Origin of the sequence: Rhodonellum sp., assembly GCF_030656585.1 — a bacterium.
GTDB classification, from domain to species: domain Bacteria; phylum Bacteroidota; class Bacteroidia; order Cytophagales; family Cyclobacteriaceae; genus Rhodonellum; species Rhodonellum psychrophilum.
The window spans coordinates 58,801-85,480 of sequence record NZ_JAUSPP010000074.1; the positions used below are offsets into that span (position 1 = coordinate 58,801).

Sequence of the window (26,680 nt, forward strand, 5' to 3'; positions counted from 1 at the left end):
GGTTAGCCGGGCGGGTTGAGATTGATTTTGATTATTTGTTGCCGTACTTTTTTTGAATCTTTCTGGCCATTTTGAGCGTTTTATTTGATCCTTTTTGGGCATCCTTATTGGACTTCTTTACCCAGGATGTCCCGCTTCTTTTCCTTTTCCAAGGCCACTCTTCGGCCTGAAGCTGCGGTGCCAGAAATGACAGCAGCAATACGATCATGATTACTTTAATTTTCATGGTTTTCCTCCTTTTTTGATTTATACTTTTCTTCGATTTCTGAAAATTCATCTTCAGTAAGGTTATTGATTAAGGAAAGGTGGTATGAAACTGATCCCCAAAAACTAATATTCGTTTCATGTAATCTTTTTGCCTTAGGGCTTCTGACTCTTTGAGAAGCATAAAGATGATCCGACAAAAGATCTTTTGTGATTCTAATAGCTTCCTCAATAGGCATGAAATCCACTCTTTTCTCTTTCTTAGGCATCTTCATCCTCCTCTCCGTTTTCATCATCCTGCCAAACTTTATGCTTACCCACCGGTATAAGATTGTCACCCGGAGCGGGCAATAATTCCTCATCCTCCTTTTCGTATGGGAAAATCTCCATAATTGCCGTTTCCTTGATCTCTGGCACCCTGAAGGTCACCAGCATGTTGCTCAGGCTTTCAAATATCCTGTCGTATGCATCCCTGACATTGTCAGCAGTAACCAGCATGAACTGCGTGACTTTTATTTCCTTGCCACTATTGCTGTCAACCACGAAATAGACAATCTTGCACTGGTACCAGACATCGGTATCCTCATAGTAGAAGACATCCACGATATTGGACTTAGCCACTGTAGTGACTTGGAAATCTCCCCTGATCACTGAGCCAAGGACTTCATAGAGTCTTGCTTCCGCTTCGGTAAAGGATACCGCATCCACCAGGTACTTTTCACTGACCGTTTTGAGCATCCCTTGCTCATTTTCTTTTGCGTACTTGACGCTGCACTGGAACCATGTTCTCATACTGATGCAAAGTTTAGGTTGATGTTTTCATACTGGCCATTCTGTTCATTCCGGACAAAGAACCTGATGTACTGGGTCGTGTCGACCTCAGTGTAGGAAGCCTTAAAAAGCTCGATAGCCTTCTTCCAATGAGGATCATCAAATTTGTCTTCCATTTTGAAAAGCCGACCGACTAGATTCACATCAAACTTGTCATTCTTTTTTTCTGAAAGACCCTTGATGTATTCGTAGGAAACCAAGTCCTTTTTCTTCATGAATGTCTCCAAGAAGGTGTTCAGGTTATCCGCTGCCATTTCTGCCCTTTCGTCAAATTCTTTGTTGACATGGTTGCAGAATTCTACCTTGAAATCCCCGTTGTCACTCTTCAGCATAAAGTTTCCTTTGTGCCCAGACTTCACGTTGCCATGCTCCTGCATGATTTCGTAGAAGTTTTTGAGGTCTTTGTATCCCTGGTCTTTGAATTCCTTCAGGATATCCTGTAGTCCCTGGGCTTTGTGCACCAGTTCCCTTACCAGCTGGTTTTTCTTAAGCTGATAGTCCTTTTCCTTTTTCGCCTTTTCGTTGCGGGCTTTCTTTTCACGCTCTTTCAAGAAGGCTTTTAATTCGTCGTCGCTTAGTTCTGCGATAGTCTTGTTTTCAATCTCTGCTTGCATTTTGATTTGTTTTTGAATTGTTTGATTTGATTTTTGCATTTTCTTTTTGGAGCTGTACTTCCAGATCCACGATCTTCTTTCCGTATGACCGGATCAAGTCGGGGTCATTCGTACTGTCCACCTCTTGATAGAGGCAATTGATTTCTTGCTGAATTTCCTGAGGTGATTTTTGCATATTCTGGTTTTAATTGATTGATAATGTCCACAAGTGTCATATACCCATGGGGATTGGTGTTTCTATATTTAAGGGCGTTTTGTTCGTACCAGATGATAAATGCATACTGTTGTTTTGCCTCAAAATTGATATTGGCTTTACCGTTTCGGATCCGCTTTCTGACCGTCTCGTTGATATCATCGATGTGCAGGGAAATGAGGGTTTCCCCATTGTTTTTCGTGTCCTTCGAAAGGGAATGGTTCAATATATCATGAAGGCTTTTGAGCTGGGAAAGGGTAAGTTTTACCGCCATTTGATTGTGGATTTTGGATTTGATGTATTCATAAGATTGTTTGATGTGCTCATATTGATCGACCTGATATTGCATGTTATGTATGTGATAATTGATCAGGCAGTAAGACTTATTCAGAAGATTGATTATATCTGTTCTAGGAATATCCTTAAGGGCTAAGCAAACCATTTTCCTTGCGAGGTTTACTTTGCTTTTTCTGGATTCTCCTTTGATTTCATCAGCGGTCACTTCATAGTGATCAGCGACTATTTGTATTACTTCATTAGGTGCGAGCATATCAGATTAATTTGAGTAAGTGACTGTATCGATTCATAAATTCATCTTCATCCAAAAGCCTCTTGTGATCGTGAATGAATAAGTACTCAGAAGTCACGTAGTCTCTGTCCTGGATATCCATCGCAAATTCCAAGAACTCCTCTGCATCCCTTTTTGCCCATTCCGAATTCCAAAATCCCCGGAATACTGGGCTGTAAAGAATCTCTTCCCGTACCTTTGCCCATCCTTCAGTAAGCGTATCGACAAAAGCGCAGTACTGGAAAAATTGGAAATCACAGTACTCCTGTTGCGTCCATTTCAGGCAGTGCATGACCCTTGCCATGTCATGCGTGTGTATCCTTCGGATAGTGCCTATGTGAGAATTTTGTTTTGTTGCCTGTCTCATGTTCCTGTCCCGTGATAGAGGGCGGCCCCTTCTTCATAGATTGTGTATGTGCCCCCGTTTGGTCCTATGTACCGACCCTTCGAAAAAGCTTTGTACCCTTCGACCCATATTTTCAGCGATGCATCATACATCACCGATACCGCAGCCCTTCCCATGGGCTTTTTCCCATCCGCCTGGCTGATGAAAATCAGCAGCTTGTCCGGATGCTTCTTTTTGAATGCCAGAAAGTCACGAAAAGACAATCCCGTATATTGGAAGCTGTCTATTACTGCTATTTCAGGGCTTTTCCTTTTGCTCAGCCGAGAGTCAAAATCTTCCATCGATTCCGATGTGAGGATTAGCCTCCTTTTCAGTGCTGACATTCCTTCTCTTTCAAATGCTTTCTGGACCGTGTGTCCGCTGCCTTCCTCAAGGCTGTTGATGACTATTCTCCCGAATCTGCTAAGCTCCTTGCAGAGCTGAAGCATAAATGAGGTTTTGCCGTTTCCCGAATTCCCCCAGATGAACCAGATCCCTTTGTTTTCGGGATGACCAAAAGCCTGGTGCCATTGCTCCTCAAATTCCAGGAGCTCAAAACTCTTTGAAAGGATGTCATCTACGCTGAGGGCTCTTTTTAAAATTCGCTCTCCAGACATCCTTAGGCTTTTTCGAGGATGAGTAAGGTTTCAGCCCTTCTAAGCCCTCCGATATCGCCCGAGGCATCAGAAGCAAGGCATTTGTTTACCAGCCCTGGAAGCTTTGTTTTGTTGGTGATATTGACCGATAATACATCTGATACCATCTTCCTGTAGAATGCCAGTCGCTCTGTCCGGTCGGTTGGAATGATCTTCATGAACTTGTCACTGTATCGACTGAGCAGTTCCCGATATCCTACCTTCCGGCTGTTGATTCCTCTTTCTATCTTAGAGCGCAAGCCGTCGGCTCCCATCAGATACCATCCACATACTCCCTCGGTAGCATTCCAAAATTCCTTCAGTTCCAAAAAAGCAGTGTATTCAAGATCTCCGGCTTCATCCAAAATGATCATCGGTTGTGGAAGCATTTTGAGGTAGTATTTAATGTTTGCCTTCACCTCAGCGATTTTGCCCAGTGAATCAATCCCGATTGCTTTAGCAAATGCCCTGATGAATAGGGATTTCGTTTTGCACTGGCTCCCGTCGATATAAAAGCAGTTGTTCAGGGTCTTGGAAAGATATTTCCCGGCAAAAGTCTTCCCGATGGCGCAGTCATCCACTAGGATAATTCCCTTCCCATTTTCTTGGCAAAAAATCACATCCGCTTTGATCGCTTCGAAAACTTCTGTCTTCGCCATGTTCCATTTGCGGTTGTTGATATTGACATTCAGTTCTCGACCGATATTGAGCCATTGCGAATCCTTCAGTAGACCATCCAGCTCTCCGTTCTTGATTCTACTCCATACTGAGGAGTTCATGTCCCATTGCTTTGCAAATGCCGCATCGGTGCCGCTGTATCGGCTCCTGACCGCTTTCATCTCTTCGATGACCAATTGTTTGAATTCTGTTGTTAGGTTCATAATTAAAATCTTGATGCTGTGGATGAGTTGAATTTTCTTGTGTAAATCTGATCTGGTGTTTGCTCCTCTGAAGGAAGTACCTCGGCAGGTGATTCGCTGGATTCGTATTTTTCGAGTCCCGGCATGACAAAGCGCTTGTTGGTTTCTTTTTGCTTTTCGACCAAGGTCACCGATTCAATCGTTTTGGAATTTTTGTTGATGTAGCCTTGGACCGTGGCAGCATAAGCGCTCATTATCTCTCGGTTCTTTTCGTCATCCTCTGATCTCTCAAGGAAGGATCTGTTGTAGCCAAGGTCACCGAGTAGTTCACAGACCATGTTTCCCTGCATGTCATACACCAGGGATTTGAGCACCTGACCATTGTCATCATCCAGCCAGTTTACCAGTACTTCCTTGCCTTCGATCCGCTTCATAATTCCGATCAGTCTTTCTCCAAGTGCGACCTCCCCATCAAATCCCACAACCCGATGTTTGCCTTGTAAAATGATCCTACCCAGATTCATGGAGGTCTTTTGCTCATATCCGATGTATGGAAGGATCCCCGCCCAGTTGGTTGGAGTGAGCTCCGGATGCTGGCGGTCCATGAACACATCCCAGCGAGTCATGCCGGGGAAAAGCTCCTGATTAGAGTGAGGAGTATTATTCCACCTTTCGATTGCTCTTAAGGCTTTTTGAATGATCTGGTCTTTTGGAAGCTGAAGTACTTTCCCTGTCCCCTTCTGATTGCTTTCGCTGAGTGAGAAAGGCCTTGCCAACCATCCATCCTCGTCTTTTTCGAAATTGTACCTCAGTTGACGATAATAAGCCTCGATTCTCTTTCCCCTTGCGTTGTTGGCCTCGATTCTGACCCTTTGGAACATGGCTCCGTTTTGCAGGAGGTTGTCCCGAAAAGTACTGTTGAGGGACATTTCACATTCAAGCTCATAAGGCAGGTTCAAACCCCAAGCGCTGTAGTTCCGGGCCATCTGGCGGTAAAACTCCAAGATGATCCCTTCCTTTGTGTCACCCCAAACCCAAGTGGTGAAAGCTTCGGAGCCAAGGTCGATGCCGTTGTAAAACCACATCCTTTTTCCGGTTGCATACTCAAATGGCGGTTGCCTATCATCAATTGAAATGATGGATCCTGCAAATTTCGGTTGCTCCAATCGGTGCCAAGGCTCATAAGCGGCTTTGAACTTTTGTCTGTCACCGCTTCTCAAGGAGTGAGAAACCGATTTTTGTGCCCAGGAAGATTGGTAGGCATAGACTGTGGATTCGGATGCAGTTCTGTACTCCTCATTTTCAGGGGAGAAAAGCTCACCGCTTTCATTGTTGATGATTTCAAGGTCACCTGCCAGAAATGAATTATAGCGAAGGGATACCTCTATATAGGTCGGCTTCCTGTTCTTTTGCCCGGCAAAAATGCTCTGCCAAAGCGAAAGCATCTGAGGAGTGACCACCTGCGCATTGTTGTTGTTGTTCCTCCCATCGATGAGAGAGTCATATTTGAACTTTGCGAAATTGTCAAATCTCAACTTGAGACGTTTTACAGAAGATGGAAGCGTATGTGCCACACATCCCAGCTTTTTCAAATGATCCTGAAAAGTCACCACATCCGCTGTGACACAATCCCAAAGGCCATAGACATTGCCTCCTCTGCTTTTGCGCTGTGCAGATCGATCAGCTTTCAATTTCGATACAGCCTCTAATACCGATGCATTTACCGTGTATTTTGCTTTTTGCTCCTGGGTAAGGTATTCGTCATTCTCAAATTGAAAATTGTCATAGAACACTTTCGCCTCAGCGCTGATCTGGAAGTACTTTTGAAGAGGATTGTAATCAGATTCAGGGTTTCCAAGTTTTTCACGACAGACCGCCTTCCATTCCAAGGGCATGCTTGCCCAGCATAGCAAGGTCTCGTTGCCTGGACCTTTTCCAGATTTAAGCTTAAGCGCTTCATGCCTTTTTAATCGACTCTTAAGCGCTTCATAAGAGATCAAGTCCAGGCTGTTGTGATTTCTCTTTTCCACATCGGAAAGGAGATAGCTCATTCGGATTCCGATTTTGTTATTGTGAATTGTGTAAGGTGTCTGCATGATTTTTGGAATGTTTGATCCTAAATGCTGTTTTCTTTCGCTTTCAATGCTTCTTCCACTTTCGGGATGATGTTGTCCCCTTTGTAGTGCCCTTTTAAGGTTCGGCTTAGGGTTTCTCTTGCAATTCCCAGTTCCATAGCCATATCCTTGACTGAAATCCCAGCCGCAAAGAGTCTGATCCTCCATTTGAGATTTTCCGGGTATCGGGTGCCTTCGGCTTTCTTGTATTTCATATACTTTATATTACATTTGTGATTACTCTTACAAATGATGTGAATTAAATTCACATCTACAAATTTAATTGTGAATTTTTTACACATATGGATAAGTTAAGATTCAATATCAAACACTTACGTATCATAAATAATCTGACACAGGCGGAGATGGGAGCCATTTGCGGTGTTTCAAGGGATCAGATAATGAGTTACGAAAGGGGAACTGTTCCCAGCGTGCACACGATGCACAAAATTGTGAATCATTTTCACATTGCCTTTAATGATCTGATGGAAAAAGACCTTTCTACATACAGATCTGCTGAAGTCAATACTTTTATGGTCCAGGAGTCCGAGGAGAAATACCAGAAAAAAGAGGAGACCCCGTTTTTATCAGAAAAACACTCAATATTATTTACAAATCAGGAAAGGACTATCCAGGCACTTCACCGAGCCATAGAAGCCCAGGAACAAACAATAAAATCTCAAAAGGAGACGATTGAAGCCCTAAAAGAGATCATAGCCGTAAAAAGTAGGCACAGGGTTCATAAGGATGACCCTAGTGCCTTTTAGTGATAATTAAATGGTGTAAAACCCCACACACACACATAAAAAAGACTTTTTCCCGCTTTTTTATATTTAAACATCTGATTTTTAACGCCTTATGAAAAATCACTTTTTTTTAATTATGGGCATAAGGGGTATTGAATGTATTATATTTGTGCCTTTTTATATCTAAAAACGTTACTAAGGGCAATTTCAAACCCTGTTTTTTACCCTTTTTTGGCCCCCTATTTGGCCCCCTATAAGACCCCCTAAAGCCACTATCGCCAAAATCTCCCCTCAAAAAACCACACACTTTTCCCAGGGGAAACCAATCCCCGGAATGCCATTTTAAACCGTTAATTTGAAATGAAAACCCGTTTAATAATCAATTAAAGGCCGTTTCTAGGCCTGTAATGGTAGAGGGTTAGGTATTATCCCTATATTCGATCCATCCAATACCAGTAGAATGGTAAAGGATGGTAGGTAAGGACGTTTTGATTTATTTGCCGTTTATGTTTAAACCGTTAAAAAATGCCGTTTTATACCCTTAGAGGCCTATTCTATGAAAAAAACCGTTTTACCGTTTAGTATCGTTTTGATTTGTGCCCCATACATGTGCCATGCAGACCACATCTTTCCGGATGGTTGGATTCACTTCATTGGATGATGCAATTGGTACATTTCGCAGATTTTCCGCTATGGTTTGGTCTTCCCAAATTGAATTTTGTCAAAAACATGAAGCAATCCCTATTGGATTGCTTTTTTTGTGGCATTTTTTACCAAATTTCACCAATGGTCATTTGACAAAAAAGAATAAATCCTAAATTGAAATTTTATTATCTCAATCAATGATTAAGCCCCAAATGAACATGAGCAATAACCGTAGAGATTTTATCAAGCTTGCAGGTCTAGGATTGGTAGGATCGGCTTTGCCAAATTTCGCCCAAGCGGAAACGCCCGAGCAAATTCTCTTTCAAAGTCAAAGAACCCATTCCCAGCTTTTTAATATGTCGGGGTATGCTGCGCCGAAAATTCCTACAGTAAGAATTGGAATCATTGGATTGGGGCAGCGTGGTCCGGGTGCCGTAGACCGCTTGAGTAAAATTGAAGGGGTGGAAATCAAAGCGCTTTGTGACTTGATTCCTGATCGGGTGGACAAGATGAAAAAGAAGCTTGAAGGCTCCAAGCACCAGCCTGAAGGATATTCTGGATCCGTGTATGCTTGGAAGAAGATGATCGATAGACAAGATCTTGACCTGATTTATATCGCAACACCTTGGGATTGGCATACTCCGATGGCCGTTTATGCCATGGAAGCGGGAAAGCATACGGCCATAGAAGTGCCAGCCGCCAAGACATTAGAGGAATGCTGGCAGCTTGTGGAGACTTCTGAGCGAACCAAAAAGCACTGCATGCAATTGGAAAACTGCTGTTATGATTTTTTTGAACTGATGACTTTGGGGATGGCACGTGATGGGTTTTTTGGAGAGATCATCCATACAGAAGGAGCCTATATTCATGATTTGCTGTGGTTGAATTTCAAGAAAGATAGCGAGGGTGGATACCAGGACATGTGGCGACTCAAAGAAAACTACCGGGATGGGAATCTCTATGCCACGCATGGCTTGGGTCCGATTTGCCAAATCATGGACATCAATAGGGGGGACCAAATGGATTATCTGACGTCCTTGTCGAGCAATGATTTTCACATGGCTGCAAAAGCCAGGGAATTGGCCGAGACAGACCCCTTCTTCGGGTCTTTTGCTGAGAAGAAATATGGCGGCAACATGAATACCACAATCGTGAAAACCAAGAAGGGAAAGTCCATCATGATCCAACATGATGTCACTTCTCCAAGACCTTATTCCAGATTACATTCCATCAGTGGGACCAAAGCTTTTGCCCAAAAATATCCATCACAAAATATTGCCCAAGGCCATGGCTGGATAACAGAAGGGGAAATGAAAATTCTGGAAGAAAAATACACCCCTGAAATCGTCAAAAAAGTGGGGGAGTTGGCCAAACAAATCGGAGGACATGGAGGCATGGACTTTATGATGGATTGGAGATTGATCGATTGCCTAAGAAACGGGCTTCCATTGGATCAGGATGTGTACGACGCTGCACTTTGGTCGGCGGTTTCCCCTTTGAGTGAATGGTCCGTTTCCCATCGCTCCAATTCGATCGATGTTCCGGATTTTACCGGAGGCAGCTGGAAAAACAACAAACCAGTGGAGATTACGCTGAAGGGTGGGGGCACGACTAAGGTGATCGTATAGGTATTTTGACCTTTGAGGTTTTCTTTTAACCTCAAAGGTCTGAATTTACCACATAGACAGTTAGTGCATTTAGTTTTTCCAGTTAGATTTATTTTATCCCCTATAATTCATTTAACGCCATTATTTCAGTATAGACCAATTCTGTCTTTGCTTGATCTTTAAAATTCACAAAAATCGTCCCTTGATCTTTGGTACTGATCTTAACAAAAGGCCCTTGGAAACTATGCAGAAGCAGGCGGCACTTCCCTTGATCTTCTATACTAAAAAAACCCTTTCGGATAGGTCCTAAACCCAAGCCATTTGTTCGGGCTTTGATTGGAGGCATTTTGTTGATCAAAGAAACTGTTTCTACATTAAATTTTTCTATCTCTGTACCATACATTCCTGAAAATATCACCCTGTCATCGCTAAGCTCAAACTTGGATGGAATGATCCCATATACTATCATCACAGCAACCAAAGTGATTACTATTATCCCGATTAAATTTTTCAACTTAGATTTTACCATATTTCCTTCGTTTTGATCGAATTTCTTTGCTTTAAAAACCAAAAAAATCACCGCTGTCAAAATCACTCCTGGAATAAAATACCCTAAAAGCGCATGCTTACCTATCAACTTCAAAGCATGATATCCAAAAATCACAAGCAAGCCCATCACAACAAATCCATTCCGCATAAAAGTAGATAAGCGTACTATATCCACTTTTTCTTTCTGTTTCTGCGACATCGTGTTGTACCCTGATATCAGATTTGGAAATGCTTTCACCAAAAATCCTATCCCAATTAATAACAATCCAATATATAGTGCTATCATATTTTTAGTTTATTAGTCAAAAAATAGGTGTTTAGATAAGTAGCTTAATATTACCATTAATATAATAAATTATTACCGTGCTAAATGCCAATATGAGTTTCAGACCTTTAAGATTTGCGGGAACTTTGAAGGCATTAAAGGTCAGTATTATCATCCATTCTGTGAAGAGTATTGATGCTATCATGGAAGAAATTGCGATGATTTTCTGAAAAATTGAAATCTCAACAGGTTACGTTAGATTAAAAAATGTTTTAAAAAAAACAGTGTCCAAATATATTTGTCATTTCGTTTACAACTGCAAATTGCTCTTAACCTAAATGTCTAAGTTCCTGCGTCGAAGACAGGAAACACGCTAAGAGGTATTAAAAATCCTCAAAAGCAGGTTTGATATTTCCCCAAAAAGCGTCCAGGGCAATGATTCGTGGTTTCAAAAACGAGATGATCTCAGGCCAATCCTTTTGATCCATAATGTTCACCCCTTTTTTGACTTTTTGTATTTGGGAAATGACTTTCCCAAACGCATCCTGTGCATGGAGTTCCCAATCCCATTCTTCCCCAAGTTCAGCTGTCAAGAGTTTTCTGAATTCTTGAAATTGCTCAAAATAAAGTTGCTGTAAGTCCTCATCGGGATGTGTGATTTCAATGCCAATGGAAACAAAATCCTTTTCCGCTTTCATTCGGAAATTGATTTTTTTGATACCGGTTTTGTAGTTCTGCCAATTGACCCTAAGCCCTTCGCTTGACGGTACAGGCTTCATGTATTGCCCAAATACAGTCCAAAAATCTTCTCTGGTTTTTGCGGTTTCGGTACGTGAATACATGTGGATCAGTAACTTTTTGGGCTATCGGTGGTCAGGACGATGGTGTAATCGGCTGCCATTTTATTTTCTTCATCCAAAGAGTCGGTATTTTCCTGCTCCACGGTGTTGATCGTCATTGTTTTCGTGTTGGGATAGGCTTTGTTCAGGTACCAAAGGATCCCTTCGTAATTGTTGGAATGATAGGATCCATTGATGTGGAGGATGCTTTTTCCTTTTCCCAAAAAGTCAAACAGGGAAAAGGCCATCGTTGCATCTTTGACTGCTTGTGCTTCGATCATAAAATCCAAATTCATTCCCGAGCCATGCATCATGTCTTTCATGCCTGCATATCCTTTCAATGTTTTGTCCACTTCTATTGGCAATGGTGCTATGTAACGTTTTCCTTCATCAGATAAAGCGTGCAATGCCTCCAATCCTTCCTTGCTGACCAAGGAGGCATATTTTCTTGGAACATTACTTGCCACAAAGGGGATGTTGTTTTCCTTCGCCAATACCAAAAGCGGTTTGTAATCCCTGAGGTAATTGTTCCACAATTTGGCTTCCGCCTCAAAGGTTTTGTCTGTCATTTTGCCGGCAAACCATTCATCAATATTGAGCTGATCGTCTCTTTCAAAAAATTCACCTGCCAAAACCATTTCCTTTCCCCCCTTTTGCATATGTTTCATCAACTGCAGTTGAAGCCAATGCGCCAAGCTGTTGTTGTGAAGTTCCCCAAAAAAGACCACTTCTGCCGAAGCCGTTGCATCTGCCATTTGTTCAAAACCAACTTCCTTGCCCTCCTTGTCAAAAATCCGGTAGGGAACGATTTGGGCAAAAACATTCAAAATAAGTGTGTTTAGAAAAAGGAATAAAATCGACTTTTTAATCATAATCTTCTGGAAAGGAAACGTTTATTACCGAATAATTCACAACACCTCCCAAAGCGGGATTGTGCTTTTTAATAATGATGTTTACTTTTTGAATATTGGGATAGGCGATTAAAATATCTTTGATCATCAGATGGCCAAGATGTTCCAAGAGTCTCACCGGCTCCTGCATATGGGACTTTGCGATTTTGTAAAGTTTCCCATAGTCAACGGTATCCCTAAGACTATCCTCCAGCATGGCCTTTCTGAAATCAGTTTCCACGTGAATGTCCACCGTAAACCTATTTCCAAGTTTTTGTTCCTCTGCAAATACTCCGTGATAGGCATGGAATTCAATCCCTTCCAGCGATACTTTTCCCATTAGTCAAATTGATCAAAAAAGGAACCTCCTTTTTGGTTCTTGATATTTTCCTCATCAACTGGTTTAGCACTTGGCTTTTCTTGCTCTTCCATGATTTCTTCTTCCACTTCCACCTTGAATTTTTCCGGCTCCAATGTCGACTTGGCTTCAATTGGTTCTGAAATCTCCTCAAAATCCTCAGAGACAGAAATTGATTCTTCCTCCTCTACCTGAGTAATCAAGACAGTTTCATTTGTCTCCACGATGGGTGGGTAAAGCATATGTCTTGTCATTTCCTCTTCCTTGATTTCATTTGTTTTGGCCATGGAAAAGGCATTTGTTTTGCTCAATTCATCCACCAATCGCGCATGGTCCTGAATTTTGATTTTTTTGATCGACTCCTGAGATTGGCTGATGCTGTAGCTGAGATCCTCGGCTATTTTTTTGAGGTTTTTGATGGTCAATTCTCTTTGGTTGATCAAGGATTCATAACCATTGACCATTGCAGTGACATCTGCTTTGAGATTACCCATGATTTCGCGTCCTTTTGCTTCAGCGGCTTCTATGAGGTTATGGGATTGGGATTGGGCCTCATTGAGCATGGCGTCCGCATTTTGGTTTGCTTCTTGAAGGATCAGGTCGGCAGCATGGTTTGCTTCTTCGATGATACTGGCGCCGGTGTCCTCTGCGGTTTTGAGAGTTCTGAAAAGGGATGCTTCCACTTGCTTGAGGTTAGAACCTTCGGTTTCGCTAATTTCCAAACGTCTTTGAAGCTCTTTTTTTTCCTCTTCCATTTTTTCCCAGTCTTTGGAAAGGGCTTCCAAAAAGGCGGTTACTTCGTCCTTGTCATAACCTCGAAAGTTTTTTTCGAAAGTTTTTTGGCGTATTTCTGATGGCGTTATTCTCATGGTTTTATAGTTCTTCTAGTTCCCAAATGGAAATGCTTCTGTCATCACTGACAGAAATGATGGTTTGATTATATGTGCTCCAATGTACTTTGTTAATGGAGGTTCCGTGTCCAGCGTGCCGGGCTTTGTCGATTACTTTCAAGAGTTTGTAGCTTTCTGAATCCCATATTTTTATGGATTTATCCATGCTGCATGTGATGAAATATTTTCCGTCTTGGCGAAAGGAAAGGGAATTGATCGCATACATATGGGCAACCACAGATTGGTCCAACGTGTATGTTTCTGTATTCCAAATGTGAATATGGGCGTCTCTTCCTCCGCTGATCAATATACGTTTGTCGGGGGCATATCCCAAAGCAAAAACAGAATTGGTATGTTTTTCCAAGTGATGCAAAAGGGCATGATTGGTCAAGTCAAAAATTTTCACGGAATGGTCGCTCAAGCCCACTGCGAGTTGATTTCTCAAGGGGTCAACCGAAAATACCCGAATGCTTTTGTGACTGACCTTGATGTGCTTTTTGACTGCTCTTTTTTCGCGATCCAAAACGGTGATCATGCCATCTGCTGTGCCCACAAAGATCTCATTTTCATGTATCTGAATATCGAAAATGGAATGGTCCGTGATTTTTAGGGACCACAATTCATTGTTTTCATTTAAATCAATGACATGAATTCCTTCGAAATTATGGCCAACCAACAATTGGTTTTTTTCCTTGTCGACTTCCAAAGCATAAACGGAGTGGGGAAGCTTTGCGACCAATTTGCCGTTTTTTGGATTCTCCAAATCCCATTCCACCACCATCCCGTCACCCGAACCCGTGTAAAAATACCTTGGATCAGGTCCTTCTACCAGTGCATAAATACAATCATTATGACCTGTAAGTGTGTGAAGTTTATTAACTTTGATTTTTGACATATATTGCAGTGATAAGCAAAATAAACGCAATTTGGTCTATGCAAGCAAAAATAGAAAAAATTGGGCCTTTATCTGCCTTGGCGATTAATAATATTCAGGAAGTCGCAGGAAACGGAACCGAATTTTTGAGTTTCAGGGAAAAACTTTCCTTGGCCAATATTTCGCATCCAGAAAAAATAGTGGAGTGGAAAGGCGCAAGGATTGCGATCAAAGCTGCATTGGATTGTATTTCATTGCCTTATCCTGGGTTTTTTAAGGATGAACATGGTAAATCCCAACCCATGGATGGATTTGGACATGTTTCCCTTACGCATACCAGGGGAGTGGCCGCCGCTATTTTCCATAAAGATATGCCTGTGGGGATCGACATGGATTTTGTCCGGGAAAAAATCGTCAGACTTGGCCCTAAATTTTTGGATGATTCGGAAATTAAGTTTTTGGGCACGGATCCTTTACTTCATACGATCGCTTGGTCTGCGAAGGAGTCCATCTATAAATGTCAGGGCAAGAAAGGAATCAGTCTTAAGGAAAACATCCTTCTTTTCCCGTTCAAATTGGAAGATAAAATCATCAAGGCGAAGGTTTATCAAAGCGATTTTTCAGATCATTTTTATCAAGTCAAAGTGGAACATGAGAAGGATATGGTATTGACCTATACCATTTGGTGATTTTGGCGGATTATTTCGTAAATTCGGTGGATTAGATCCCCTAGCTATGAAAAATTTAACCCTTCTCATTTCTATATTTCTCCTCTCTTTTTCTTTTAGCCAAGGGCAAAAGGTAGATGATTTTTCACTGACAGATGCGCTTTCCGGAAATACCTTTGCCTTGCAAAACCATGCCGAAGCCAAAGCGGTAATCCTGATTTTTACCACCGTAAGCTGTCCTTTCTCCAAATTGTATGAGGAAAGAATTCTAGACTTGAATCGGAGATTTTCCGGCGATGGTTTTGTTTTTGCTTTGGTCAACCCACATTCCGGTCAGGATTCCGAAGAGAATCCAGCGGCCATGAAATCCAGGGCACAGACACAGCAAATCAACATCCCTTTTCTAAGCGATAACAATCAGTCACTTACCAAACAACTGAACATCACCAAGCTACCCGAAGCGGTCGTCATCGCTTCAGGGCCCACTGGTTTTTCCATTGCTTATCGGGGAGCCATTGACAACAATCCCCAAATGGCAGCAAATGCAAATGTGAAATACCTTGAAAATGCATTGATCAGCATTCAGAACAAAAGAAATCCAAGCCCCGTCTCTACCAGGGCAGTTGGATGTAATGTGAGAAGATTGAATTAAAGGCTGGAAATCATGCTTCGATTATGGCCAGTAGTTCTTCTATTTCCTTCACCTTTTCCTCCTCATTGAGTTTTTTGAAAGCCACAATCAGGTTTCGTATCGTTCTCTGGATAATATCCAGATTGGTGCAGGGCTGAAAATATTCTTCCCGTGGCTCGATCTTCAAATGATCCAGATAGTTGTTGATATCTTGCCGGCTAAAAACCAAACCCTTGTTGAAAGCATTGATGTAAAAGGTCGTGTCAGTAGTTTTATAGCTCAGGACAAATAGGTTTGGGAGATTGATGCCGTATATAGGCAAACCCAATTTCTGGGCAACCAACAGATAGATTGCGCAGAGACTGATAGGATTCCCCTTTTTCGTCTCCATCACATTGCTGAGCATGCTGTTGCCGGGTGAATGGAAGTTTTTGGTATTGGCAGAAAATCTCAGTGTATTGAACAAGACACTGTTGATGATTTTCACTTGTTCATAAGGCAAAAGGTCATTTTTGAAAGCCGTCCAGACTTCGAAATAAAACTGGTGCATTTCCGCATTGATTTTATCGAATTCCAAATCCGGATATTGATACGTATTGATGATCCACAGTCCGGTAAGGAGATCCTGATCCGGTGAGTTTTTCCAATCCCTTAATCTTTCCTGAAGCAATGAGAATTGCAGTTGATGGACCAGTTCTTCTATTTCTTTCTGGATTTCTGGATTGAAACTGGTCTCCCATTTTTTCTCCAGGTAAGGGATAATCTCATGTCCCAATGAAATGAGCTTATCCCTCACATGGTTTTTTACCTCTCGGTCTGTATCCTCCAAAAGGGAAACAAGAGCATGTAGTTCTTTTTCTGACATTTTTTCCATGTCTATTTATCCAAAAAAGGATTTACCAGTCAAGCTCAATTTACGATTTATTTTTTTATTAAGTCTGAATAATCCCCACATTAAATCGCTCATTGATAGGGGAATGGTTGGCAGCCTCTATTCCAGTACTGATGATTTTCCTTGTTTCCAAGGGGTCAATAACGCCATCCACCCAAAGTCGCGCAGCCGCATAGTAAGGGCTCAATTCTTCATTGTATTTGTCAGTGATTTCTTTCAGCAAAAGCTCCTCGTCTTCGGGAGAAATGATTTGATCGGTTTTTTTCAGGGAAGCTACTTTGATCTGTAGCAAGGTCTTGGCTGCTGCTGCCCCACTCATGACGGCCATTTGGGCCGTTGGCCAACTGAAAATCAACCTTGGGTCATAGGCTTTTCCACACATCGCATAGTTGCCTGCTCCATAAGAATTGCCTAAAATAAAAGTGAATTTGGGTACAACGGAGTTGGCCATGGCATTTACCATTTTCGCACCATCCTTGATGATTCCACCATGTTCGGCCTTGCTTCCGACCATGAATCCACTGACATCTTGGAGAAAAACCAAAGGGATTTTGCGTTGGTTACAATTCATGATAAATCGGGCAGCCTTATCGGCCGAGTCCGAATAAATCACACCGCCCATCTGCATTTCGCCTTTCTTGGTCTTCACCATTTTGCGCTGGTTGGCGATGATGCCTACCGCCCAGCCATCGATCCTGGCAGTGGTACAGATGATGGTTTTGCCGTAGTCCTTTTTGTATTCATCATGCTCGGAGCCATCCACCAATCGTGAAATAACCTCAAGCATGTCATATGGTTTTACCCGATCAACGGGGAAAATACCGTACAATTCCTTTTCGTTTTTTTCTGGTACTTTGCTTTCTTTTCTGTCAAATCCAGCAACCTCCGTTGCCCCGATTTTATCAAAAATCCTTTTGATGGCATCCAGACATTCTTCATCCGTATCGAATTTATTGTCTGTGACGCCGGATATTTCACAGTGGGTAGTGGCTCCTCCCAAGGTTTCGTTGTCTACAGATTCCCCGATGGCTGCTTTTACCAAATAGGAGCCCGCCAAAAATATGGAACCAGTCTTGTCCACGATCATGGCTTCATCAGACATAATCGGAAGATAAGCCCCACCTGCCACACAGCTTCCCATAATGGCGGATACCTGGACGATTCCCATCGCAGACATTTTTGCATTGTTTCGGAATTGTCTCCCGAAGTGTTCTTTGTCCGGGAAAATCTCGTTTTGCATGGGTAGAAAAACACCGGCACTATCGACCAGGTAGATGACAGGCAAGCGGTTTTCCATGGCGATTTCCTGGGCCCTTAGGTTTTTTTTGGCTGTCATGGGAAACCATGCTCCGGCCTTGACGGTCGCATCGTTGGCCACGATCATGCACATCTTGCCACTCACCCGACCTATGCCCGTGATCACGCCCGCAGAAGGGCATCCCCCTTCTTCCAGGTACATTTTATCTGCCGCAAATGCGCCGATTTCAATAAAATCAGAATTCGGATCGATGAGATAATCGATTCTTTCGCGAGCGGTAAGTTTGCCTTTTTCGTGCTCTTTCGCGATTCGTTTCTCGCCCCCGCCTAATTTGACCTGTTGGAATTTTTTGTTGAGTTGAAAAAGCAATTGTTTGTTTTGGTCCTCGTTTTTATTGAATTCAATATCCATTGGATTTATTTGGGTTTAGTTCTCTTCAGTCCGCTAAAATAAACTAATTTAAACCGTAAGAAAAAAAAGAGGCCTTTTAACATCGCCTTGACCCAAAAATTAAATCCGAAACATACATTTGGTTTCCTGCTGGCTGTTGCAACCGGAAGGAAATCAGACTATTGATGGGACAAGACCCGATGCCGATAAGGTGAAGTCAAAAACAGATAACAAAGACTGATTGTGAAGCAATTTGCGGCTGGAATGGAATTAAGAAGGCATCACACGGGGAAAAGCGGATCACTTGGAAGAAGCCTTGGTTTTACCATGTGATCCATAAAAAAAGCAGCCTCCATTTGTCAAGTTGAATACTTGTCAAATGGAGGCTGCTTTTTACTCCGTTGATTCACGTTTCCATACTTACATGGATTCAATTTCTTCCTTGTAGGCTTTGATGGAGCGAAAGATCGCCGAAGAAAGATAGGTTTGTCCATCACTGCTGTTGAGGTATTTCTCTTCTCCTGCATTGGAAAGAAAACCGATTTCCACAAGTACGCTCGGCATGCTGGTGGTCCAAAGAACGTAAAAAGGAGCTTGTTTCACACCTCTGCTGTGTCTGTTGACACGGTTGGTGAAATCATCTTCCAATTTTGAGGCCAAGGAAATGCTCCCTGCAAAATATGCCTTCTGCATCAAGTTGAACATCATATAAGACTCAGGAGAGGAAGGGTCAAAACCCTCGTAGTTTTCTTTGTAATCATCTTCCAATAGAATCACAGCATTCTCTCGTTTTACGATATCAAAGTTGGCTTCCATGTTTTTGTTTCCCATCACAAAAGTCTCTGTCCCAAAAACAGTTCGGTTTGTTGCAGCGTTGCAATGGATGGAAATAAATAGGTCGGCTTTGTTGCGGTTGGCGATATTGGACCGCTCTTTCAATTCCAAAAAGACATCTGTTTTTCTGGTGTAAATCACTTCCACTCCAGGCAGCATTTCTTCGACATATTTTCCCACTTGGAGGGCTACTTTGAGCGCTACGTCTTTTTCCTTGGAAATGTACCCTACGGTGCCAGGATCCTTGCCGCCGTGTCCTGCATCGATGACAACCCGTTTGAGCCGAAACTCAGGCGCCCTTGATCCAGTGGGGACAAATCCAGTAAATAATAGTGAAGTAGTCAATAATGAAATAAGGAGAATATTTTTAACTTTGGTGCGTTCCATACAGGTTAATAAGATTAACTTTGCTCGAGCTAAATTATAAATTTTTAAACAAATATAAATCAATCAGTGCGGAATAAAGGGCTCCATTTTCTTTCCATTATCATCTTTTGGGCCCTGCCCAGTTTAGTTTTCTCCCAACAAAGGAGCAAAAGAGTGGTGGAAAAACAGATTGTCGCTCCAGATACTGTTTTGAACACCAAGCCCTTGCTTTCTGCGGAGATGGATTCTCTCCTTTTGTCTCGACAAGATTCGATTCCTCTTTCCGACACTACAAATGTAGTGCCGCGCGGGGAAATTCAAACCGAAATTAATTATTATGGAGAAGACAGTATCATAACGGACTTCACAGTCAACAAAGTATATCTCCACAAAGAGGCCTGGTTTGAGTACGGAAACATTCGTTTGGAAGCGGATTTGATCATCATCGATTGGGAAAAAAGTGAATTGTTTGCCTCCGGAGTGACGGATTCTCTTGGTAGTATCACGGGCAATCCGATTTTCAAGGAAGGAAATACCACTTATGAAATCCGCAAAGAGATGCGGTACAATTTTAAAACCCAAAAAGCCATCATCAAGGATGTGGTTACCGAACAGCAAGATGGACTTTTAAGAGGCGAAACCATCAAAAAAGGGCAAGATGGGAGTATTTATATGGATCATGGGTATTATACGACCTGTAATCTAGAAGAACCCCATTGGCATATCAGTGCAGCGAAAATAAAATCCATCAGAGGAAAAAAAGTGGTTACCGGCCCATTCAACCTTTATTTCAACGACATTCCAACCCCGATTGGACTTCCTTTTGGCATGATACCGGATACACCGGATGAGAAAGCTTCTGGGATAGTATTCCCATCTTATGGACAGGAACAGGTAAGGGGATTGGTGCTTAGGGATTTCGGATATTATTTTGCCTTCAATGATTTCGTCCACACCCGATTGACCGGAGATGTTTATTCAAAAGGGGGTTACGGTGTCAAGGCCGCTACGATCTATAAAAAGAGATACCGGTACAACGGTGGCTTCAATGTTGATTTCCAGAAATTCAAAAGTCCCGAAACTGAATTGAATCCCCTGGATTACAATACTTTCTGGGTCAATTGGCAGCATACTCCCGAAAGTAGGGGGAATTCCAGATTCTCGGCATCTGTCAATGCAGGAACGACCAATTACAACAACGTGGTCATCAACCCAACCAGCTTTGTGAACAACGTTCGTTCTGAATTCGCGTCAAACATCGCTTACAGCAAAACTTTTACCGGTACGCCTTTTAGCATGTCAGCCAATCTCAGGCATTCCCAAAATGTGCAAACCAATGAAGTCAATTTGATATTGCCGGATATTGCGATCAACATGAATAGGCAAAATCCTTTTCAAAATGTCAAATTTGAGCCGCTGAAAACCCTGAACATTGCCTGGAATTTCAACCTACAAAATTCGATCAACAACAGGATTACTGCACCCTTTGGTGTCCAAAATGAGGTGCTTCAGATCGGCCAGAACATCAATACCCAGCAGGATATTTTGCCTTTTACGCTTGCCAATCTGCCTCAACTGCTCAAGGACGCCAACAATGGCGCTAAAAACACGATTCCTCTTTCCTCTAATTTCACCCTTTTCAAATATTTTACCGGAACGGCCTCGGTGAACTATACCGAGCTTTGGTACACAGAAAAGATCAATTTTTATTTTAACCCAGCTGAAAACAGGGTTGATCGGATTCTTGAAAGTGGTTTCAATAGGGTAGGTTTTTACAGTTCTTCCTTTGCTCTGAATACCAACGTTTATGGTTTTTATAATTTCAAGAAGAATAAAAAAATAGAAGCGATCAGGCACCACATGAATCCTTCATTCGGATTTACTTATACACCTGATTTTTCCAATCCAGCTTTTGGGTATTATCAGCAGGTTCAAGTGGATAGTTCAGGAAGGTCTCAGGTTTTTTCCAGACACCAAGGATTTATTTTCGGTGGGGCGCCATTGGGTGAATCAAGGTCCCTGAGCATCAATGTAAGAAACGTATTGGAGGCAAAAATAAAAACAGAAAGCGATACCGCTGCTCTGAGCACCAAGAAAATCCCCTTGTTGCAGACCTTGAATTTTTCCACAAACTATAATTTCGCCGCGGATTCATTCCAACTCGCTCCGATCAACTTCAACACGAGAACTTCCTTTTTCGACAATAAACTGTCAGTCAACCTTTCCACCACCTTGGATCCTTATTCCGAGATTTCCACCACCAATCCAGAAACAGGCAGGGTTACCACGCGAAGGTTAAATCAATTGGCTTGGAAAAATGGACAGGGCATCGGGAGGTTGCGGAATGCCAACCTTAACCTAAACGGGAGTATCAATCCTAGCAATTCCACAAGAGGGCCAGGCGAGGTTAGGGATGATATCACCAATGATTTTCTCCAACAAGGAGGTCAGATGAATGAGTTCGTGGAAAATGAAATTTCCAGGATCGTGGCAGATCCTAGCCAATACATCGATTGGGATATCCCGTGGAATCTGAGTTTTGGGTACAATATCAGTTACAATAGGCAATCCACAGGTGTTTCCAATATCACCCAAGCCATCAACATGAGCGGAGATTTGAGTCTTTCTGAAAAATGGAAGATAAATTTCAATGCGGGATTTGATTTTTCGACTGCTCAGATCACGCAGACCATGATCGGGATCGCGCGTGACCTCCATTGCTGGCAGATGAACGTGAACTGGATTCCATTCGGTAGGTTCACTTCGTATAATGTTGACATTCGTGTAAAATCCGCTATTCTACAGGATCTGAAGGTGTCCAGAAGAAGATCATTCTTTGATCGTTAATGCGGATTTGGCTTTCTTTTTATTTGTCTTTTTGCTTTAAGAAAAACAATGCCATTTCATTAGATTTTAGATCGGCTTAGCGGCATGGTCATGCACCTTGGACCACCCAGTCCCCGTGAAAGTTCGGAGGAGGGGATTTCCAAAACCTCTACCCCCATGTCCCTAAGAGCTCGATTGGTGTAAATGTTCCTGTTGTAGGAAATAACACGCCTTGGTCCGATGGCAAATACGTTCGCCCCATCAAACCACTGTTCCCGCATGGCATAATCCGGGTTCCCGTCAGCGGTATGGAGGATTTCCAGATGCGGGATTTCCCTTTCCAAAACCGTCAGAAGGGATTCATTCAAGACTTGTCTTTTGATATGGACTTTGTCATCTTGAATCTCTTTCAAAGTGTAAAGCGAAGTTTGCAACACCGCATTCAAAGCATCGGGATAAGTGAGGACCAAGTTTTCATCTAGAATTGTGAAAACGGTATCCAAGTGCATGTATTGCCGTTTTTTTGGCAAATGAACCTCGTAAACCCTTTCTACTGTTCCTTCCGCCAAAAGAGATTTTGCGACATGGTAAATCGCTTTCTCGTCGGTACGCTCAGAATTCCCGATGGCAACCGCTTTTTTGGAAAGGACAATTATGTCACCACCTTCGATACTTGCGGGGTTTTCATGTCCGTTGATAGGGAAAATCCGATTGACATGGTCCTTGAATTCCGGATGGTTTTCAAAAATGGTCCTGAGCAAATCTGCTTCGCGTTTTCTGCCCTCCATTTTCATACTCGAAAAGACCACTCCTCCCGGCGTCAATGCAATCGGATCCCTTTGGAAATAAAGATTGGGACTTGGAGGGATAATGAAGGCATAATCCAATAATTCCGTTCGCTGCAAGTTTGGGATTTTCTTTTTGAGTTCATGCACTTTGACTCCAGCAGTCAGCGCTGTGGCACATTCTGCGGTCGACAATCTCCCCAATATTTCATCTGAAAGATGAGACATTCCTGATTTGGAAAGGGCATCCTTCATTAGATTTTCCAATATGACCTTGTCTGAAATTACCTGCATCAAGAGTTCTCTTAAACGATATACCGTTGCTCCCGTGCTGTGTTTGATAAGATCGGTGAAAACATCATGTTCTCTTTGCATCGCCTCCAAATAGGGGACATCCTCAAAAAGAAGCATGCTTTTGTTATAGGGTGTCAATCTGTCTATTTCTTTTCCTGGACGGTGCATCAGCACGGCCTTTAAGGTTCCAAACTCAGAGTTGAGGCGAAGATTCATTTTAATAATTTATGGCCGATTGATTAAATAATATTTAACAATAATATTGTTTTTTTATTAATTCAGCAATAATAATCAGGTTTATTTAAAAAATACAGAAAATTGGTTTCTCGGAACATGCTGGGGAAATACCCGAAATATTCGATAAAGAGTACGAAGAAGAACAAGTTGAATTTAAAAAGAAAAACCGGATTTTATCCGGTTTTTCTTTTTATGAAAATAAGGTGAGGATTTGAAGATTCTTTCAGGGATTCTGTGATTCTAAATTTCAGTCAAAACGCCACTGTTATCCTCCAGTTTTTCTGATTTTGAAGGGCCTTCTCCATTTTTGGTGAAGGTCAAGTCAGGGCAAAATTTAGCCCTGATTTCCTAATTATTTTTCCAGTTTGATTTTGTACTTAGGATAACCATTTTTCCACATCCTCTTTGGTAGGGTTGGGGACATCCAGTTTAAGTTTTTTTCTTTTGCCGCAGATATCATTAAAAAGCTTGTTGATATCCTGTTCCTTCAATTGATCGATCGTGTGGACATTTAGGTCTCTCAAGGCTGGAATCAATCCCAATGGAATCCCCAAGGCTACATAATCCTCATCGGAAGCAATGTTGATTTTTTTCTCCGGCCTCATTTGAGGGAAGAAAAGGACTTCTTGAATGGTGGATTTGTTGGTCAGCATCATGGTCAATCTGTCGATGCCGATGCCAAGTCCCGAAGTTGGTGGCATTCCGTATTCCAATGCCCTTAAGAAATCTTCATCCATTGCCATCGCTTCGTCATCTCCTCTTGCAGCCAATTTGAGTTGGTCTTCAAAACGCTCCCGCTGATCGATCGGATCATTCAACTCACTATAGGCATTTGCGATTTCCTTTCCGTTGACAAACAATTCAAAGCGTTCTACCAGTCCTGGTTCAGTCCTGTGTTTCTTCGCCAAAGGCGTCATCTCTATCGGGTAATCCGTGATATAAGTAGGCTGGATGAGGTGTTCTTCCACCTTGGCCCCGAAGATCTCATCGATCAATTTTCCTCGACCCATGCTGTCCTCGATTTCTATCCCCATTTCGCCACAAACTGCTCTTAGACCATTCTCGTCCATTTTGCTGACGTCCACTCCGGAATATTCTTTGATGGATTCATACATGGTCAATCTCCTGTACGGGCCTTTGAAGTCAATCATCTTGTCTCCCACCGGCACCTCCGTTTTTCCATGGATGGACTCGGTGATTTTTTGGATCACATCTTCCACCATTTCCATCATCCAGATATAGTCCTTATAAGCGACATAGATTTCCACGGAAGTAAATTCCGGGTTGTGGGTACGGTCCATTCCCTCGTTGCGAAACATCTTCCCGAACTCATATACTCCGTCAAATCCACCGACGATCAACCTTTTCAGGTAGAGTTCATTGGCAATTCTCAAAAACAAAGGCATGTCCAAAGTATTGTGATGGGTATTGAAGGGCTTTGCCGCGGCACCGCCATGTACCGCCTGAAGGATGGGGGTTTCCACTTCCAACCAGCCGTGATCATCAAAATACCTTCTCATTCCAGAAATGATTTTGGAACGCATTTTAAAAACCTCCTTTACTTCCGGATTGACCGTAAGGTCTACATAACGTTGCCTGTAACGCAATTCCGGATCCGTAAAACCATCGTATACGTTGCCTTCCTCATCGCGTTTTACCACAGGCAATGGTTTCAGTGATTTGGATAGGATTTTGATTTCCCGGATATGAAGTGAAATCTCACCGGTCTGGGTGGTGAAAACAAAGCCATTGATCCCAATGAAATCACCGATTCCCAACAGTTTTTTGAAAACCGTATTGTAAAAAGTCTTGTCCTCATCAGGACAGATATCGTCCCTCTTGACATATACTTGAAGCCTTCCGGTGGCATCTTGGATTTCGGCAAAGGATGCCGAGCCCATGATCCTTCTGCTCATCAGCCTTCCGGCGATGGAGACATTTTGGTATTGGTCGGTATTGTTTGGGTAATTCTTGTGGATTTCTTCCGCAGTGGCATTGATGGGGAAAGATTCTGCCGGGTAGGGGTTGATTCCCAGTTTCATCAAGTCTTCCCTGTCTTTTCTGCGTTCGATTTCCTGTTCGCTTAATAACTGCATCTTTATGTTTTTCGATTCTAATAAATATTCTCTTAAATTATTTCAGTCTGGTAGGGGAAGTTGAAGCAAATAGCATGAAATTAAATCAGCTTTTTGCCGTCTTCCTTCTGGCAATTTCTCTTTTGATCAAATCAAATTCCCTGCTGCTTTGGCCGGAAACTGAGGTGTTCTCTTCTGCCCTTCTTCCGAGATAGGGCATTACTTTTTCGACTGGCCCGTAGGGGACATATTTGGCGACATTGTATCCGGCTTTTGCCAAATTGAAGGAGATGTTGTCGCTCATTCCATAAAGCTGAGCAAAATAAATCCGCTCATCGGCAGGTTGAAGTCCGTGAAGGGAAATCAATTCTGTCAGCAGTTTATTGCTTTGTTCATTATGGGAGCCACAGACCAAATGGATACTGTCTTTGTTTTCCAGGCAATACCGCAAAGCGGCATCATAGTCTCGGTCAGATGCAGCTTTATTGGGCTGGATTGGGCTTGGATAAGACATTTCCAGCGCTCTTTTCCTTTCTTTTTCCATGTAGGCACCCCGCACCAGTTTTGCTCCTAGGAGATATCCTTTTTCCAAGGCTGTTTTGTGGGCATCCTTCAGCCTGTCCAACATGTCATGTCGATACATTTGGTAGGTGTTGTATACGATGCAATTTTCACGGTTGTACTTTTCCATTGCGAAATAGGCCATTTGATCGATGACATCCTGGAACCAGGATTCCTCAGCATCGACCAGAACCTTTGTCTTGGAGGTGAACCCTTTTTTGCACAATTCATCCACCCGCGATTTTATATTTTCAAACGCTTCCTGTTCTTTTTTGTCAAGCTTTTTTCCTTCCTGAATTTTGGTCATCAGCTCAAAATCTCCCAAACCGGTAACCTTGAATACACCAAAAGGCATGTTTCCATCACCAGCAGATCGCTCAATGGTTCTGAGAATTTCTCTTTTGGTGGCATCGAAACTTTCCTCGTTTCCTTCGCCTTCCACCGAATAATCCAATATGGTTCGGATATGGTACTTTGCCAAGGTGTCCAATGTGGGCTGACAATCGGCGATGGTTTCCCCTCCGCAGAAGTGACCGAACATGGTCTTCTTCATGATGCCTTTGATGGGCAATCGGAGTTTAAAAGCAAGATTGGCCAGTTTTACGCCAAGGCTCACTAGAGTATTGTTGTTCATCGTGCCAAAGATGAGGTGCATTTTTCTCAGCTCAGCATCTGATTTAGAAGCGAAAGCGACTTCTAAGTTCTCAAAAGAAATATTGGGTTTTACGGGCATATAGCGCATATCAAGAGACAAATATATCAAAAAAACCGCATGGGCAGGATTTTGTTCGTTGAT

General features: G+C 42.5%; 27 protein-coding genes. 5 read left to right on the top strand and 22 right to left on the bottom strand.

Features of this window, described 5'->3' with window-relative positions; genetic code table 11:
* Positions 1 to 31: 31 nt before the first annotated feature.
* The 10 genes from Q7J63_RS18830 to Q7J63_RS18875 form a co-directional block, all read right to left on the bottom strand.
* Positions 32 to 226 carry a hypothetical protein gene (locus Q7J63_RS18830; RefSeq protein ID WP_304888437.1) on the bottom strand — a complete coding sequence of 65 codons (195 nt, stop codon included), beginning with the start codon at positions 224 to 226 and terminating at the stop codon, positions 32 to 34.
* Complete coding sequence (locus Q7J63_RS18835) at positions 216 to 500, bottom strand: hypothetical protein (protein WP_304888439.1); 285 nt, start codon at positions 498 to 500, stop codon at positions 216 to 218. Before Q7J63_RS18835 ends, Q7J63_RS18830 begins: the two co-directional genes overlap by 11 nt.
* Positions 466 to 996 carry a DUF4494 domain-containing protein gene (locus tag Q7J63_RS18840; protein ID WP_304888441.1) on the bottom strand — a complete coding sequence of 177 codons (531 nt, stop codon included), beginning with the start codon at positions 994 to 996 and terminating at the stop codon, positions 466 to 468. Before Q7J63_RS18840 ends, Q7J63_RS18835 begins: the two co-directional genes overlap by 35 nt.
* Positions 993 to 1,649 carry a DUF3164 family protein gene (locus Q7J63_RS18845; RefSeq protein WP_304888443.1) on the bottom strand — a complete coding sequence of 219 codons (657 nt, stop codon included), beginning with the start codon at positions 1,647 to 1,649 and terminating at the stop codon, positions 993 to 995. Before Q7J63_RS18845 ends, Q7J63_RS18840 begins: the two co-directional genes overlap by 4 nt.
* Positions 1,650 to 1,753: 104 nt before the next feature.
* Positions 1,754 to 2,392, bottom strand: coding sequence for a hypothetical protein (locus Q7J63_RS18850; protein WP_304888445.1), 639 nt, complete (start codon positions 2,390 to 2,392; stop codon positions 1,754 to 1,756).
* Position 2,393: 1 nt separating this feature from the next.
* Positions 2,394 to 2,777 (bottom strand): hypothetical protein, encoded by a 384-nt coding sequence (locus Q7J63_RS18855; RefSeq protein ID WP_304888447.1) that lies wholly within the window; start codon positions 2,775 to 2,777, stop codon positions 2,394 to 2,396.
* Entirely contained in the window at positions 2,774 to 3,412 is a 639-nt protein-coding gene (locus Q7J63_RS18860; protein ID WP_304888449.1) for a hypothetical protein, read from the bottom strand. Before Q7J63_RS18860 ends, Q7J63_RS18855 begins: the two co-directional genes overlap by 4 nt.
* Positions 3,413 to 3,414: 2 nt before the next feature.
* Positions 3,415 to 4,311 (bottom strand): ATP-binding protein, encoded by an 897-nt coding sequence (locus tag Q7J63_RS18865; RefSeq protein WP_304888451.1) that lies wholly within the window; start codon positions 4,309 to 4,311, stop codon positions 3,415 to 3,417.
* Positions 4,312 to 4,313: 2 nt separating this feature from the next.
* Positions 4,314 to 6,341 carry a hypothetical protein gene (locus Q7J63_RS18870; RefSeq protein ID WP_304888453.1) on the bottom strand — a complete coding sequence of 676 codons (2,028 nt, stop codon included), beginning with the start codon at positions 6,339 to 6,341 and terminating at the stop codon, positions 4,314 to 4,316.
* A gap of 65 nt (positions 6,342 to 6,406) precedes the next feature.
* Positions 6,407 to 6,619: a hypothetical protein gene (locus Q7J63_RS18875; protein WP_304888454.1), complete on the bottom strand. Its 213-nt coding sequence runs from the start codon at positions 6,617 to 6,619 to the stop codon at positions 6,407 to 6,409.
* Between the two features lie 87 nt (positions 6,620 to 6,706).
* Between Q7J63_RS18875 and Q7J63_RS18880 the strand changes: the two genes are divergently transcribed.
* The gene (locus Q7J63_RS18880) at positions 6,707 to 7,171 is read left to right on the top strand and encodes a helix-turn-helix transcriptional regulator (protein ID WP_304888456.1); all 465 of its coding nucleotides are present in this window, start codon (positions 6,707 to 6,709) and stop codon (positions 7,169 to 7,171) included.
* A gap of 842 nt (positions 7,172 to 8,013) precedes the next feature.
* A complete protein-coding gene (locus Q7J63_RS18885) occupies positions 8,014 to 9,423 on the top strand; it encodes a Gfo/Idh/MocA family protein (RefSeq protein ID WP_304888458.1) in 1,410 nt (469 codons plus the stop codon).
* 100 nt (positions 9,424 to 9,523) lie between these two features.
* Here the strand turns inward: Q7J63_RS18885 and Q7J63_RS18890 are convergent, their stop codons facing one another.
* The 6 genes from Q7J63_RS18890 to Q7J63_RS18915 all read right to left on the bottom strand — a co-directional run bounded on the left by Q7J63_RS18890 (position 9,524) and on the right by Q7J63_RS18915 (position 14,088).
* Positions 9,524 to 10,237 (bottom strand): DUF3784 domain-containing protein, encoded by a 714-nt coding sequence (locus tag Q7J63_RS18890; protein WP_304888460.1) that lies wholly within the window; start codon positions 10,235 to 10,237, stop codon positions 9,524 to 9,526.
* Positions 10,238 to 10,599: 362 nt separating this feature from the next.
* The gene (locus tag Q7J63_RS18895; protein WP_026333783.1) at positions 10,600 to 11,058 is read right to left on the bottom strand and encodes a DUF4268 domain-containing protein; all 459 of its coding nucleotides are present in this window, start codon (positions 11,056 to 11,058) and stop codon (positions 10,600 to 10,602) included.
* Positions 11,059 to 11,063: 5 nt separating this feature from the next.
* Positions 11,064 to 11,927, bottom strand: coding sequence for a ChaN family lipoprotein (locus Q7J63_RS18900; protein WP_304888463.1), 864 nt, complete (start codon positions 11,925 to 11,927; stop codon positions 11,064 to 11,066).
* The gene (folB, locus tag Q7J63_RS18905; RefSeq protein ID WP_019599268.1) at positions 11,920 to 12,285 is read right to left on the bottom strand and encodes a dihydroneopterin aldolase; all 366 of its coding nucleotides are present in this window, start codon (positions 12,283 to 12,285) and stop codon (positions 11,920 to 11,922) included. Before folB ends, Q7J63_RS18900 begins: the two co-directional genes overlap by 8 nt.
* Positions 12,285 to 13,172, bottom strand: coding sequence for a DivIVA domain-containing protein (locus tag Q7J63_RS18910; protein WP_304888465.1), 888 nt, complete (start codon positions 13,170 to 13,172; stop codon positions 12,285 to 12,287). Before Q7J63_RS18910 ends, folB begins: the two co-directional genes overlap by 1 nt.
* 4 nt (positions 13,173 to 13,176) lie before the next feature.
* Positions 13,177 to 14,088 (bottom strand): WD40 repeat domain-containing protein, encoded by a 912-nt coding sequence (locus Q7J63_RS18915; RefSeq protein ID WP_019599270.1) that lies wholly within the window; start codon positions 14,086 to 14,088, stop codon positions 13,177 to 13,179.
* Positions 14,089 to 14,126: 38 nt separating this feature from the next.
* On the opposite strand from Q7J63_RS18915, the gene Q7J63_RS18920 reads away from it, so the two are divergent.
* Positions 14,127 to 14,756 carry a 4'-phosphopantetheinyl transferase superfamily protein gene (locus Q7J63_RS18920; protein WP_304888468.1) on the top strand — a complete coding sequence of 210 codons (630 nt, stop codon included), beginning with the start codon at positions 14,127 to 14,129 and terminating at the stop codon, positions 14,754 to 14,756.
* A 46-nt stretch (positions 14,757 to 14,802) separates the two neighbouring features.
* Complete coding sequence (locus Q7J63_RS18925) at positions 14,803 to 15,387, top strand: redoxin family protein (protein ID WP_019599272.1); 585 nt, start codon at positions 14,803 to 14,805, stop codon at positions 15,385 to 15,387.
* 10 nt (positions 15,388 to 15,397) lie between these two features.
* On the opposite strand, the gene Q7J63_RS18930 is transcribed toward Q7J63_RS18925, so the two are convergent.
* The 3 genes from Q7J63_RS18930 to Q7J63_RS18940 form a co-directional block, all read right to left on the bottom strand.
* On the bottom strand, positions 15,398 to 16,240 hold the full coding sequence (locus Q7J63_RS18930) for a transglutaminase-like domain-containing protein (protein WP_304888470.1): 843 nt from the start codon (positions 16,238 to 16,240) through the stop codon (positions 15,398 to 15,400).
* A gap of 58 nt (positions 16,241 to 16,298) precedes the next feature.
* On the bottom strand, positions 16,299 to 17,927 hold the full coding sequence (locus Q7J63_RS18935) for an acyl-CoA carboxylase subunit beta (protein WP_019599274.1): 1,629 nt from the start codon (positions 17,925 to 17,927) through the stop codon (positions 16,299 to 16,301).
* A 399-nt stretch (positions 17,928 to 18,326) separates the two neighbouring features.
* Positions 18,327 to 19,127, bottom strand: a complete 801-nt coding sequence (locus Q7J63_RS18940; RefSeq protein ID WP_019599276.1) for an N-acetylmuramoyl-L-alanine amidase — start codon at positions 19,125 to 19,127, stop codon at positions 18,327 to 18,329.
* A gap of 66 nt (positions 19,128 to 19,193) precedes the next feature.
* On the opposite strand from Q7J63_RS18940, the gene Q7J63_RS18945 reads away from it, so the two are divergent.
* Positions 19,194 to 21,953 (top strand): putative LPS assembly protein LptD, encoded by a 2,760-nt coding sequence (locus Q7J63_RS18945; RefSeq protein WP_304888473.1) that lies wholly within the window; start codon positions 19,194 to 19,196, stop codon positions 21,951 to 21,953.
* A gap of 59 nt (positions 21,954 to 22,012) precedes the next feature.
* On the opposite strand, the gene Q7J63_RS18950 is transcribed toward Q7J63_RS18945, so the two are convergent.
* From Q7J63_RS18950 to Q7J63_RS18960, 3 genes are all read right to left on the bottom strand, one after another.
* Positions 22,013 to 23,227, bottom strand: coding sequence for an arginine deiminase family protein (locus Q7J63_RS18950; RefSeq protein ID WP_304888475.1), 1,215 nt, complete (start codon positions 23,225 to 23,227; stop codon positions 22,013 to 22,015).
* 398 nt (positions 23,228 to 23,625) lie between these two features.
* The gene (gene lysS, locus Q7J63_RS18955) at positions 23,626 to 25,344 is read right to left on the bottom strand and encodes a lysine--tRNA ligase (protein ID WP_304888477.1); all 1,719 of its coding nucleotides are present in this window, start codon (positions 25,342 to 25,344) and stop codon (positions 23,626 to 23,628) included.
* 85 nt (positions 25,345 to 25,429) lie between these two features.
* Complete coding sequence (locus tag Q7J63_RS18960; RefSeq protein WP_304888479.1) at positions 25,430 to 26,617, bottom strand: proline dehydrogenase family protein; 1,188 nt, start codon at positions 26,615 to 26,617, stop codon at positions 25,430 to 25,432.
* Between the last annotated feature and the right edge of the window lie 63 nt (positions 26,618 to 26,680).

Coding starts and splice junctions, on each gene's coding strand:
- Q7J63_RS18830 (WP_304888437.1), bottom strand. CDS start 226: ATGAAAATTAAAGTAATCATGATCGTATTGCTGCTGTCATTTCTGGCA.
- Q7J63_RS18835 (WP_304888439.1), bottom strand. CDS start 500: ATGATGAAAACGGAGAGGAGGATGAAGATGCCTAAGAAAGAGAAAAGA.
- Q7J63_RS18840 (WP_304888441.1), bottom strand. CDS start 996: ATGAGAACATGGTTCCAGTGCAGCGTCAAGTACGCAAAAGAAAATGAG.
- Q7J63_RS18845 (WP_304888443.1), bottom strand. CDS start 1,649: ATGCAAGCAGAGATTGAAAACAAGACTATCGCAGAACTAAGCGACGAC.
- Q7J63_RS18850 (WP_304888445.1), bottom strand. CDS start 2,392: ATGCTCGCACCTAATGAAGTAATACAAATAGTCGCTGATCACTATGAA.
- Q7J63_RS18855 (WP_304888447.1), bottom strand. CDS start 2,777: ATGAGACAGGCAACAAAACAAAATTCTCACATAGGCACTATCCGAAGG.
- Q7J63_RS18860 (WP_304888449.1), bottom strand. CDS start 3,412: ATGTCTGGAGAGCGAATTTTAAAAAGAGCCCTCAGCGTAGATGACATC.
- Q7J63_RS18865 (WP_304888451.1), bottom strand. CDS start 4,311: ATGAACCTAACAACAGAATTCAAACAATTGGTCATCGAAGAGATGAAA.
- Q7J63_RS18870 (WP_304888453.1), bottom strand. CDS start 6,341: ATGAGCTATCTCCTTTCCGATGTGGAAAAGAGAAATCACAACAGCCTG.
- Q7J63_RS18875 (WP_304888454.1), bottom strand. CDS start 6,619: ATGAAATACAAGAAAGCCGAAGGCACCCGATACCCGGAAAATCTCAAA.
- Q7J63_RS18880 (WP_304888456.1), top strand. CDS start 6,707: ATGGATAAGTTAAGATTCAATATCAAACACTTACGTATCATAAATAAT.
- Q7J63_RS18885 (WP_304888458.1), top strand. CDS start 8,014: ATGAGCAATAACCGTAGAGATTTTATCAAGCTTGCAGGTCTAGGATTG.
- Q7J63_RS18890 (WP_304888460.1), bottom strand. CDS start 10,237: ATGATAGCACTATATATTGGATTGTTATTAATTGGGATAGGATTTTTG.
- Q7J63_RS18895 (WP_026333783.1), bottom strand. CDS start 11,058: ATGTATTCACGTACCGAAACCGCAAAAACCAGAGAAGATTTTTGGACT.
- Q7J63_RS18900 (WP_304888463.1), bottom strand. CDS start 11,927: ATGATTAAAAAGTCGATTTTATTCCTTTTTCTAAACACACTTATTTTG.
- folB (WP_019599268.1), bottom strand. CDS start 12,285: ATGGGAAAAGTATCGCTGGAAGGGATTGAATTCCATGCCTATCACGGA.
- Q7J63_RS18910 (WP_304888465.1), bottom strand. CDS start 13,172: ATGAGAATAACGCCATCAGAAATACGCCAAAAAACTTTCGAAAAAAAC.
- Q7J63_RS18915 (WP_019599270.1), bottom strand. CDS start 14,088: ATGTCAAAAATCAAAGTTAATAAACTTCACACACTTACAGGTCATAAT.
- Q7J63_RS18920 (WP_304888468.1), top strand. CDS start 14,127: ATGCAAGCAAAAATAGAAAAAATTGGGCCTTTATCTGCCTTGGCGATT.
- Q7J63_RS18925 (WP_019599272.1), top strand. CDS start 14,803: ATGAAAAATTTAACCCTTCTCATTTCTATATTTCTCCTCTCTTTTTCT.
- Q7J63_RS18930 (WP_304888470.1), bottom strand. CDS start 16,240: ATGGAAAAAATGTCAGAAAAAGAACTACATGCTCTTGTTTCCCTTTTG.
- Q7J63_RS18935 (WP_019599274.1), bottom strand. CDS start 17,927: ATGGATATTGAATTCAATAAAAACGAGGACCAAAACAAACAATTGCTT.
- Q7J63_RS18940 (WP_019599276.1), bottom strand. CDS start 19,127: ATGGAACGCACCAAAGTTAAAAATATTCTCCTTATTTCATTATTGACT.
- Q7J63_RS18950 (WP_304888475.1), bottom strand. CDS start 23,227: ATGAATCTTCGCCTCAACTCTGAGTTTGGAACCTTAAAGGCCGTGCTG.
- lysS (WP_304888477.1), bottom strand. CDS start 25,344: ATGCAGTTATTAAGCGAACAGGAAATCGAACGCAGAAAAGACAGGGAA.
- Q7J63_RS18960 (WP_304888479.1), bottom strand. CDS start 26,617: ATGCCCGTAAAACCCAATATTTCTTTTGAGAACTTAGAAGTCGCTTTC.